We start from the raw sequence: 10,831 nt of genomic DNA, 5'->3' as shown, positions 1-10,831 counted from the left end.
TTAGAACTAAAAATAAGTTAGCAGTCATCGGGGAAGTTTTTGGAAAAAAAATCTAACAAAAAATTCCCATATTGGGAACTTTTTATTATCTTTGTTTTAAACTTAGAAACTTGAGAGTAATTGCAAAGAAAATAGTGAGAGATTTTTGGGAATCACACGCCGATTGCGAACAACAATTGAAATCTTGGTTCCAAGAAGCAAGTAAAGCTCAATGGAAAAATCCAAACGAAATAAAGCAAGACTATCCAAGTGCGAGTATTTTGAATGACAATCGTGTTATTTTCAATATAAAAGGAAACAATTACCGATTGATTGTGAAAATAAATTATGAATATCAAATGGTTTGGATTCGTTTTATTGGAACTCATGCTGACTATGATAAAATTAACGCTAACGAAATTTAAGAGCTATGGAAATTAAACCTATAAAAACAGCAACAGATTATAATCAAGCTCTGGAAAGACTTGAAATGATTTTTGATGCTAAAAATGGAACGCCTGAAGGCGATGAGCTTGAAGTACTTGGTATTCTAATCGACCAATACGAAAATGAACACTTCCCTATTGGTTTACCGGATCCAATAGAAGCCATAAAATTCAGAATGGAACAAATGGGCTTAAATCAAAATGATTTGGCAAACATTGTAGGTCTAAAAAGCCGGGCAAGCGAAATTCTAAATCGCAAAAGAAAATTATCTCTTGAAATGATTAGAAAATTACACGAAGTTCTAAATATTCCAACTGATGTTCTCATTCAAACCTATTAATAGTCCATACCTCGTCTCCCCGAAGTCCGACTCTCCGAAGTATCTCTTGTAGCACAGTGCTCTGCGATGGTCTGCCGACCTCGCCGTAATACTACTCTACGAAATGTTGTTACTATTAGGTGGGTATTGTCTCCTATCACGGCGGTTTGGGCAAAGCGGAAGATCGCACCACAACCATTCAAACGAAAGTACTGGTTTTACATGGTGTTGATGACCCTTTTGTGCCTGAAAAAGAAGTACTTGGTTTTCAAAAAGAAATGCAAGAAGCAAAAGCTGATTGGCAAATGATTTTCTATACCGGTGCGGTACATTCCTTTTCACATAAAAATGCAGGAAACGATAATTCAAAAGGAGCAGCTTATAATGAATTGGCAGAAAAACGTTCTTTTACTCATTTTTTAACTTTACTAAAAGAAATTTTATAAATACACATTTGTTATATTTGTCGCTCAAATAATTGAAAATGAAAAAAATAATGTCTAGCATTTATATATTAGCCTTACTAATTTTAAGTTGCTCATCTAATAAAAACACTGGTAATGATTATAATCCGACCGATTATATGAATTCCATCAAAGCTGAAAATTTAAGTAAACACCTCTATATAATTGCCTCCGATGAAATGGAAGGTCGAAACACCGGCGAACCCGGACAAAAGAAAGCGGGTGAATATTTAATCAAACACTACCAATCGATTGGTGTTCCTTTTCCAAAAGGGGCAACTACTTATTACCAACCTATTCCTTCTGAATTCTTTAAAAAAGCATTCAGTCCGAAGTTAGGTGATTCTGAAAATATTTGGGCATTTATCGAAGGTTCTGAAAAGCCGGAAGAAATTTTAGTGATTTCTGCTCATTACGATCACGTGGGTATGAAAAATGGCGAAGTCTATAACGGTGCCGATGACGATGGTTCGGGAACTGTGGCGTTATTAGAATTGGCTGCCGCTTTCCAAAAAGCTAAAAAAGAAGGAAACGGACCCAAACGTTCAATCTTATTTTTACACGTAACGGGTGAAGAACACGGTTTACATGGTTCGCGTTTTTATGCAGAAAATCCGTTATTTCCAATAGCAAATACTATTGCGAACATCAATATCGACATGATTGGTAGAAGAGGTTACGGCAAAGAACAAAATGATAATTATATATATGTCATCGGTTCCGATCGCTTGAGTACCGATTTACATAAACTATCGGAAGCAGCCAACACCAAATACATCGGAATGGAATTGGATTATACCTACAATGACTTAAACGATCCGAACCGTTTTTATTACCGTTCTGATCATTACAATTTTGCCAAAAAGGGAATTCCGGCCATTTTCTATTTCAACGGTGTTCACGACGATTACCACAAACCAACGGATACTGCGGACAAAATTGATTATCCGCAAATGGCAAAAAGAGCACAATTGGCATTTGTAGTGGCTTGGGAATTAGCCAATGCCGCCGAACGACCAAAAGTGGATAAAGACGGAAAATAGTTGATAAAGAACCTATTATAATTTAAAAACGCAAAGTAACTCTTGCGTTTTTTTTTGTATCTTTAAGTGTGTATTTCAAATTGAATCGCACCTTAAAGATTAACTCATTCTGACTCGCCTGCTCTATTGCTAACTAGAATGCGAATACATATAAAAAGAGTTACTTAAATCATGATACCTGAAAACAAGTTCCTAACAACCGGACTAACGGACAAAGAAGTAATTGCTTCACGATTGAATCATGGTGCAAACAACCTCACCTATAAAAAAGAAAATACCTTTTTAGACGCTGTTAAAAGTCTGGTAACGGAACCCATGGTTTTGTTATTATTCGCTACTTCGCTCATTTACTTTTTGAGCGGACAAGTGGGTGATGCCATTTTTTTGGCCGTAGCCATTGTTTTGGTAGCTGCCATTTCGTTGTATCAAAACTCCCGAAGTAAAAATGCATTGGCAAAACTAAAAGAAATCACCCAGCCCAAATGCAAAGTGATTCGCAACGGGCAAACAATCGAAATAAGTAATGAAGACTTAGTAATAGATGACCTATTGGTTTTAGAAGAAGGTACGTCTGTGAATGCCGACGCAACCCTTTTACAATCCAATGATTTTTCGGTGAATGAATCAGTGCTTACCGGCGAATCACTTGCTGTTTTTAAAGACATCACTCAAGAAGATTGTTTTGTTTATAATGGAACCACAGTTGCCAGCGGAATAGCTCTTGCGAAAGTAAACGCCATTGGAAACAAAACCAAACTCGGAGCAATTGGCGATAGCTTGGAATCCATTGCCGAAGAAAAAACACCTTTGGAAGTTCAAATCACCCGATTTGTCAAACAAATGGTCTTGGTTGGAGCGTTAATTTTTCTAATCGTATGGGGAATCAATTATTATCATACAGCAAATGTTTTGGACAGTTTGTTGAAGGCTTTGACATTAGCGATGAGTATTTTACCTGAAGAAATTCCGGTCGCATTTACCACCTTCATGGCATTAGGTGCTTGGCGGTTAATGAAAACAGGTATCATTGTGAAACAGATGAAAACGGTGGAAACTTTGGGAAGTGCCACAGTTATTTGTACGGATAAAACCGGAACAATTACTGAAAACAAAATGAGTTTGGTGGAAGTGTATTCCTTAAGTAATCAAAAAGTTGCGACTGCAGATGGTTTTAATGAAACGCCTTCTAAAAAAGTAATTGAATTGGCCATGTGGGCGAGCGAACCCATTCCCTTTGATGCCATGGAAGTAGCTATTCATGAAAGCTATCAACAGACGCATCCTGACGATGAGCAACCCAATTATCAAATGATTCATGAATATCCATTGGATGGCAAACCACCGATGATGACGCATGTGCATGAAGATAAAAAGGGCAAACGAATCATTGCTGCAAAAGGAGCTCCGGAAGCCATGATAGCCGTTTCTAAGCTAACCGCCGAGAAAAAAACTGCCATTGAAAAAGCAGTTTTTGCAATGGCATCGCAAGGATACCGCGTTTTGGGAGTGGGAATTGCTGATTTTTCGGGAACTGACTTTCCAAAAAAACAACAAGAATTCGCGTTTGATTTTGTGGGGTTGGTGGCGTTTTATGATCCGCCGAAAAAGAATATTCAACAGGTGTTTGAACAGTTTTACCAAGCGGGTGTTGCGGTAAAAATAATTACCGGCGATAATGCGGTCACTACCCAAGCAATTGCTGCGTCGATTGGTTTTAAAGGAGCTGATAAAAGTATTACCGGCGATGAATTGATGCAACTTACGGATAAAGAATTGGAACAAAAAGTAATGGAAATAAACATCTATACACGCATGTTCCCGGAAGCCAAATTGAAAATCATCAATGCCTTAAAAAATGACCAGCAAATTGTAGCGATGACAGGCGATGGCGTCAACGATGGTCCGGCTTTGAAAGCCGCTCATATTGGTATTGCCATGGGCAAAAAAGGAACAGAAATTGCCAAACAAGCCGCCTCGCTGATTTTAGTGGACGATGATCTATCAAAGATGGTCACCGCTATTGCCATGGGACGAAAAATTTACACCAATTTAAAAAAAGCGATTCAGTACATTATTTCGATACACATCCCAATTATTTTGACGGTTTTGATTCCATTGGCATTGGGATGGGTGTATCCGAGTATTTTTACACCGTTACACATCATCTTGCTTGAGTTAATCATGGGTCCCACCTGCTCCATTATATTTGAAAATGAGCCCATGGAAAAAAATACGATGACTCAAAAACCGCGATTGCTAACAACGACCTTTTTTAAAGTGAAAGAACTAACAATTAGCATTATTCAAGGACTGGTAATAACCATTGGCACGTTAGCTACGTATCAATTCGCTGTGAACTTCGGCTATAATGAAACCTTCACGCGAAGTATGGTTTTTACCGCATTAATAAGTGCGAATATCTTTCTAACACTAGTGAACCGCTCTTTTTACAATTCCGTTTTAACGACGCTGAAATACAAAAACAATTTGGTTCTTTGGATCATCGGTCTCCCTTTGGTAGTAACTGCTGCTTTAATTTATATCAAACCTTTTGCACTTTTCTTTGGCTTCACTCAATTACCTTTGGAACAATTGGCTATAAGCATCGGCATTGGTTTTGCATCTGTCATTTGGATTGAATTGTACAAACTATTGAAACGAAAAAAAAGCCCTGAATCATCAGAGCTTTTGTAATCTATAGGGTGGAATTTAGATTTCTTCTTTCACATCCGCATCGGGTGCATTTTTTGCAACAGAGGCAATTCCATTGTCTCGGGCGGCAACCGATTCGTACATTTCACTATTGCCAACGATTTGCCCATTGGTTGCTTTTAAATTAAAATAGAACTTACCGTTTTTAGCTTCCAAACGGTCAAAACGTGCATCGACTTGTGAATTCTTACGAACGGACTCAATACCGTTGTCACAAGCAGCTTTGGAACTGTAGCCTTCGCTAGCCAATATAACCTGACCGTTGCCTGCTTTTAGTACAAATTGAAATTCTCCATTTTTTCTTTTACTGATAACAAATGATCCCATATAATTAATTTTTAACGTGATTACTAGTATTTTGGCTAACAATTTAATAATTTTTCAGGTATACTGAACTAATCTACCAAAGAATTTATCAAGAAATAACAGAATCTTAATCTGCAAAATAAGTCTCTCGCCATCCCGATGGTTATCGGGAGCAAAGACGCAAAGGAAAAATTATAAAGTTTGCGTCTTCGCGGCTTTGCGAGAAAATAAAACTCCTCTTAATGAGATAATAAGAACAATAACCCACAAAAAAAGCCTCGAGTTTCCTCGAAGCTTTGCATTTCTGGGTGAAAGACGGGTCTCGAACCCGCGACCTTCGGAACCACAATCCGACGCTCTAACCAACTGAGCTACAATCACCATTTGTTTTTGCGAGTGCAAATATAATGCATTCCGTCAATCTTCCAAAGATTTTTTTTGATAAATTATATCAAATCTCCTAAGCTATTGACAGCCACATATCTTTCAACAGTAAATCCTTCTGCAAAGTCAGTTCCGATAAGTCTTCCTAAGTCTTGCGAACGGTATTTTATGCTGTCTAAAAAGTTTTTGGTAGCAATTGGCGTAACCATTTCATCAGAATTTGGATTATAAAATTGTGAATCATACGCCATAATTGCCTTCACTTTTATATCCATAAAACCGGTAATATCTACCACAAAATCGGGTTCGATATTCTTCCACTGGATGTAATGATAAACGACTTTGGGTCGCCACGCTTCTTGCTTTTCCCCTTCCAAAACGGTTTCAATTCGTTTTAAACCGGATAAAAAACAAGCATCAGAAACTAATTCTGCTCCTTTTCCGTGATCGATATGGCGGTCTTCAATGGCATTGCATAGCACGATTTTCGGACGGTATTTGCGAATCATTTTTATCACTTCCATCTGATGTTCTTCATCATTTTTGAAAAAACCATCTCGCATTTTTAGGTTTTCACGAAACGAAATGTCTAAAATTTCAGAAGCTTTTGCGGCTTCTTTATAGCGAATTTCAATTGAACCACGTGTACCTAATTCGCCTTCCGTTAAATCGATGATACCGACTTTTCTTCCTAACGAAATTTCTTTGGCTAATGTTCCTGCACAACCTAATTCTACATCATCGGGGTGAGCTCCAAAAGCTAATATGTCTAATTTTAAACTCATTTTATAAAATGGATTTCATGATTTGTGATTTATGTTCGGTTTCAAAAAATTCTTTCTCCGGATTACTTTTTCCGGTAATTCCGCAACCGACATAAATAGTTATTTTATTCTCTTCAACTTCTAAACAACGTAAATTTACAAAAAGATTGGCAGATGCTTCATCTTCATTCCATAAACCTAAATAACCGGCATAGAATTTTCGGTCGTAACCTTCATTTTCGTTTATAAATTGCAGTGCTTTTTCTTTTGGAAAACCACAAACTGCCGGTGTTGGGTGTAATTTTTGAAGCATATTTTTGGTGTTTTCTATCGAATAAACTTCACCGGAAATAATGGTTTTTAAATGAACTAACGAACCGGCTTCCACTGTAAATGGTTCTGTTACTTTTATTGAAAGGGTTTCTTTATGAACGGCATCCAAAATATAATCGGTTACAATTTGTTGTTCGTGAATTTCTTTGGTTGACCATTTTTCAAAACTATTTTTTTGATGGGTTCCGGCCAACGAAACAGTTTCAAAATGATTGTTTTCCACTTTAATCAATTGTTCAGGTGTGGCTCCCATCCAACAACCAATGTGCGGATGAAAAAATAAATACCGAAAAGCTGTTGGATAACGATTGGCTAAACGCAAAAAAGTTTCAATCAAATCAACTTTCTTTTCCATTTCAATTTTTCTGGAAAGAACAACTTTTTCAAAATCGCCATTTTGAATTAAATTTATAGCTTTTTGAACGATATCTTCAAAATGTTTCTTTTCATTCTCTGAATAATTCATCAAAATTTTATCCTGATTTGTAGAATCAAAACTAAATTCCTCTTCCATAATATCTGAACTTTCCGAAGGAATTACAAATTTTTTATCATCATCAAAAGAAGCAAAAACAAATCCGGTTTGACCTTTGAAATCGTAGATAGAATTGTCCTTTTTAAATAATCCATAAATCTTTTTTTGATTCGGAATTAAATACAAAACAAAAGGTAAATTTTGTTCCAACTGCATTTTAACTTTAGACAAAATTGCCATCGTTAAGAAGTCTTTTTAGGTAAAACAATGTTTGACAACTTGCAAAGACAGATTAGTTTTCCTTCTTCATCTTCAATTTTGATTTCCCACAAATGAATACTTCTTCCTTGATGAATGATTTTAGCGGTAGCAAAAACAGTTCCTTCTCGCTTACTACGTAAATGATTGGCTGAAATTTCAATTCCACGCACTTCTTGCTTTTCGGCATTTACAAACAACATCGAAGCAGCACTTCCAACACTTTCTGCCAAGGCAATCGAAGCTCCGCCGTGCAATAATCCCATCGGTTGATGAATGCGTGAATTAACCGGCATTTTGGCTTTTAAAAAATCTTCTCCCACATCAATGAACTCAATTTCAAGGGTTTCCATCAAGGTATTTTTACTGAATTCATTACAATTTTGAAGAATTTTGGCTTTATCTAAAGTCATCTTATTTATTTTTTGGTAAAAATAAAGATTTTTAGATGGTGCATAAACTAAAATCCTATTAAATTCGTTTACTAATTTGATTTTGCTATTTCAATTTAATGGTTAATTTTACCAAAAATCAGGCTCATGCGTAATTTACTTTTTCTATTTTTTATCATTTCTGCCATTTCACTCACTTCTTGTCGAAATGATTTTGAATTTAAACCTAGTTCAGGCGGATTAGAATTTTCAAGAGATACCGTTTATTTTGACACTGTTTTTAGTAATATAGGTTCAAGTACATATACATTAAAAGTGTATAACCGCTCTAACGTAGACATTAGCATTCCCTCCATCCGTTTAGGAAAAGGATTAGATTCTAAATACCGCATGACAGTTGATGGTATGGTGGGCAATAATCGTATTTTTGAAAATGTAGAAATGCTGGCTAAAGACAGTATGTATATTTTTATTGAAACGACAGTTGATATTGCAGAAGCGAATCCGACCGATTTTTTATATACCGATCAAATTGAATTTGGTTCCGGTTCAACACTGCAAAAAGTGGAATTGGTTACGTTAATTCAAGATGCTTATTTTCTATATCCACAACGTTTTGATGATGGATCGTATGAAAATATAAACATTGGTGGAACTCCACAGCGTGGCTTTATTTTAGATGAAAACGACCCGATTAACGGTAATGAATATATTTGGAATAATTCAAAACCCTATGTCATTTATGGTTATGCAGCCGTTCCTGCCAACAAAACATTGGTTGTTGAAGCTGGGGCCAGAATTCATTTTCATGCGGAATCAAGTTTGATAATTGGTGACCAAGGTAGTATAAAAGTCAATGGAGGAATTTCTAATAATCCTGATAATCCATTAGAAAGTCATGTCATTTTTCAAGGCGACAGATTAGAACCTTTATATGAAGATGTTCCTGGACAATGGGGAGCAATATGGTTGACACAAGGAAGTAAGAACAATGAGTTTACAAATTGTATTATTAAAAACGGTGTAGTTGGACTTTTAATCGACGGAAACACAGGTTTAACAAATCCTGAAGCTGATGTTAAATTAAGGAACGTGCAAATTTACGATCATTCTAATTTTGGAATTTTAGCCAGAACAGCTTACATTAAAGCTGAAAATGTAGTGATAAACAGTGCCGGACAATTTGCTTTGGCATGTACTTATGGAGGAAAATATAATTTTAATCATTCTACTTTTAACAACAATTGGACAAGTTCGAGACAGCTTTCTGTTTATTTGAATAATTATTTTGAAGGAGCAGAACCTGAAATTTTACCGATAGAAGAGGCTACTTTTACCAATTGCATTATTTATGGTTCAAACCAAATTCAAATGTTGATTGATAAAAGAGGAGAAGGTACATTTAATTATAAATTTGACCATTGTTTGATTAAGTTTAACAATGTTAATAACGTTTATACAAATAATGATTTGTATCAATTTACAAATCCTGAGAGATATGTAAATTGCATAATCGCTACAAATAATTCGGTGGCGAATCCTAAATTTTTGAATGTTATAAAAAATAAATTAAATATTGGTAATGATTCCGCAGCAAAAGGAAATGCTAATCCTCTTTTTGCTATTGACACTGAAGATATTCTTGGAATTCAACGACTTAGCCCTTATGATATGGGAGCTTATAATTATTCAATTTTTGAAGAAGATTAAAAAATGATTCTATCAACAATTCAGTTAGTATTTTGTTTACAAAAACAAATTTAATCTCCTTTGTTGATTGAACTTTTCGAATTACCTTTGTGGCTACACAACTAATTCGACACCCACCATGATTCATTTCTTCGGAAACGAAAGTACTACTGTTTTTGCCGTTCAATCGCAAAACGAACTTTCGGCTCAGGACATCGCAAAATTAAACTGGCTTTTTGGCAATACAAATAAAATAGAAAAATCCGTCCTTACGGATTTTTTTGTTGGACCACGTGCCGCAATGGTCACCCCTTGGAGTACCAATGCTGTGGAAATCACTCAAAACATGGGAATTCAAGGCATTATTAGAATTGAAGAATTTCATAAAGTAGAAAGCAATCATTCCGACTTTGATCCGATGTTATCTCAAAAATATACGGAATTACATCAGGAAATTTTCACCATCAACATTCAACCCGAATCCATCAAAGAAATTGAAGATATTGCAGCTTACAACAAGCAAGAAGGGTTGGCATTGAGTGAAGAAGAAGTCAATTATTTGAATACATTAGCTATCAAACTCAAACGCAATTTAACTGATTCCGAAGTTTTTGGTTTTTCTCAAGTGAATTCAGAACATTGTCGACACAAAATTTTCAACGGAACATTTGTAATTGATGGTATAGAAAAACCTTCTTCCCTATTTAAATTAATCAAAAAAACAGCTGCCGAAAATCATAACGATATTGTTTCAGCATACAAAGATAATGTTGCATTTATCAAAGGACCAACTGTAGAACAATTTGCTCCAAAAAGTGCCGATAAACCTGATTTTTATCAAACCAAATCTTTCGATTCGGTTATTTCTATCAAAGCTGAAACGCATAATTTTCCAACAACGGTTGAACCTTTCAATGGTGCCGCTACCGGTTCAGGTGGAGAAATAAGAGACCGTTTGGCGGGCGGACAAGGTTCGCTACCGCTTGGCGGAACTGCAGTTTACATGACTTCCTATTCGCGTTTGGAAGAAAATCGACCGTGGGAAAATGCCATGAACGAACGCGAATGGTTGTATCAAACACCGATGGATATTTTAATCAAAGCATCCAACGGAGCTTCTGATTTTGGAAATAAATTTGGTCAGCCTTTAATTACGGGTTCGGTGCTAACATTCGAACATCAAGAAAATAACTCCGACAGCGTTCAAAACTCTGTCGGAGTTGATGATTCCCGCAAACTTGGTTATGACAAAGTAATCATGCTTGC

At 36.0% G+C, this 10,831-nt stretch carries 10 protein-coding genes, 1 tRNA gene and 1 pseudogene; 7 read left to right on the top strand and 5 right to left on the bottom strand.

The window, feature by feature from the left end:
* Positions 1–110 precede the first annotated feature (110 nt).
* The 5 genes from ACIQ2Z_RS11500 to ACIQ2Z_RS11480 all read left to right on the top strand — a co-directional run bounded on the left by ACIQ2Z_RS11500 (position 111) and on the right by ACIQ2Z_RS11480 (position 4,946).
* Positions 111–404 (top strand): type II toxin-antitoxin system HigB family toxin, encoded by a 294-nt coding sequence (locus tag ACIQ2Z_RS11500; RefSeq protein ID WP_396184294.1) that lies wholly within the window; start codon positions 111–113, stop codon positions 402–404.
* Between the two features lie 5 nt (positions 405–409).
* The gene (locus tag ACIQ2Z_RS11495; RefSeq protein ID WP_396184293.1) at positions 410–766 is read left to right on the top strand and encodes a type II toxin-antitoxin system HigA family antitoxin; all 357 of its coding nucleotides are present in this window, start codon (positions 410–412) and stop codon (positions 764–766) included.
* Between the two features lie 119 nt (positions 767–885).
* Complete coding sequence (locus tag ACIQ2Z_RS11490; RefSeq protein WP_396184292.1) at positions 886–1,191, top strand: dienelactone hydrolase family protein; 306 nt, start codon at positions 886–888, stop codon at positions 1,189–1,191.
* Between the two features lie 38 nt (positions 1,192–1,229).
* Positions 1,230–2,252 (top strand): M28 family metallopeptidase, encoded by a 1,023-nt coding sequence (locus ACIQ2Z_RS11485; RefSeq protein ID WP_396184291.1) that lies wholly within the window; start codon positions 1,230–1,232, stop codon positions 2,250–2,252.
* Positions 2,253–2,423: 171 nt separating this feature from the next.
* Positions 2,424–4,946, top strand: a complete 2,523-nt coding sequence (locus ACIQ2Z_RS11480; RefSeq protein ID WP_396184290.1) for a cation-translocating P-type ATPase — start codon at positions 2,424–2,426, stop codon at positions 4,944–4,946.
* Positions 4,947–4,961: 15 nt separating this feature from the next.
* On the opposite strand, the gene ACIQ2Z_RS11475 is transcribed toward ACIQ2Z_RS11480, so the two are convergent.
* The 5 genes from ACIQ2Z_RS11475 to ACIQ2Z_RS11455 all read right to left on the bottom strand — a co-directional run bounded on the left by ACIQ2Z_RS11475 (position 4,962) and on the right by ACIQ2Z_RS11455 (position 7,897).
* Positions 4,962–5,291, bottom strand: a complete 330-nt coding sequence (locus ACIQ2Z_RS11475; protein WP_396184289.1) for a YegP family protein — start codon at positions 5,289–5,291, stop codon at positions 4,962–4,964.
* Positions 5,292–5,576: 285 nt separating this feature from the next.
* Positions 5,577–5,652: transfer RNA gene (locus ACIQ2Z_RS11470), tRNA-His, on the bottom strand.
* A gap of 64 nt (positions 5,653–5,716) precedes the next feature.
* Positions 5,717–6,439 carry a bacillithiol biosynthesis deacetylase BshB1 gene (gene bshB1 / locus ACIQ2Z_RS11465; protein ID WP_396184288.1) on the bottom strand — a complete coding sequence of 241 codons (723 nt, stop codon included), beginning with the start codon at positions 6,437–6,439 and terminating at the stop codon, positions 5,717–5,719.
* 1 nt (position 6,440) lies between these two features.
* Positions 6,441–7,466, bottom strand: coding sequence for a chorismate-binding protein (locus ACIQ2Z_RS11460; protein WP_396184287.1), 1,026 nt, complete (start codon positions 7,464–7,466; stop codon positions 6,441–6,443).
* 2 nt (positions 7,467–7,468) lie between these two features.
* The gene (locus tag ACIQ2Z_RS11455; protein ID WP_396184286.1) at positions 7,469–7,897 is read right to left on the bottom strand and encodes a PaaI family thioesterase; all 429 of its coding nucleotides are present in this window, start codon (positions 7,895–7,897) and stop codon (positions 7,469–7,471) included.
* A 126-nt stretch (positions 7,898–8,023) separates the two neighbouring features.
* Here ACIQ2Z_RS11455 and ACIQ2Z_RS11450 point away from each other — a divergent pair, with 126 nt between their 5' ends.
* Positions 8,024–9,586, top strand: coding sequence for a hypothetical protein (locus ACIQ2Z_RS11450; RefSeq protein WP_396184285.1), 1,563 nt, complete (start codon positions 8,024–8,026; stop codon positions 9,584–9,586).
* A 118-nt stretch (positions 9,587–9,704) separates the two neighbouring features.
* Positions 9,705–10,831, top strand: a pseudogene (locus ACIQ2Z_RS11445) (phosphoribosylformylglycinamidine synthase); the annotation flags it as partial.

Origin of the sequence: Flavobacterium sp., from assembly GCF_044361015.1 — a bacterium.
Lineage (GTDB): Bacteria > Bacteroidota > Bacteroidia > Flavobacteriales > Flavobacteriaceae > Flavobacterium.
This window is presented reverse-complemented; position numbering and strand designations above follow the sequence as displayed.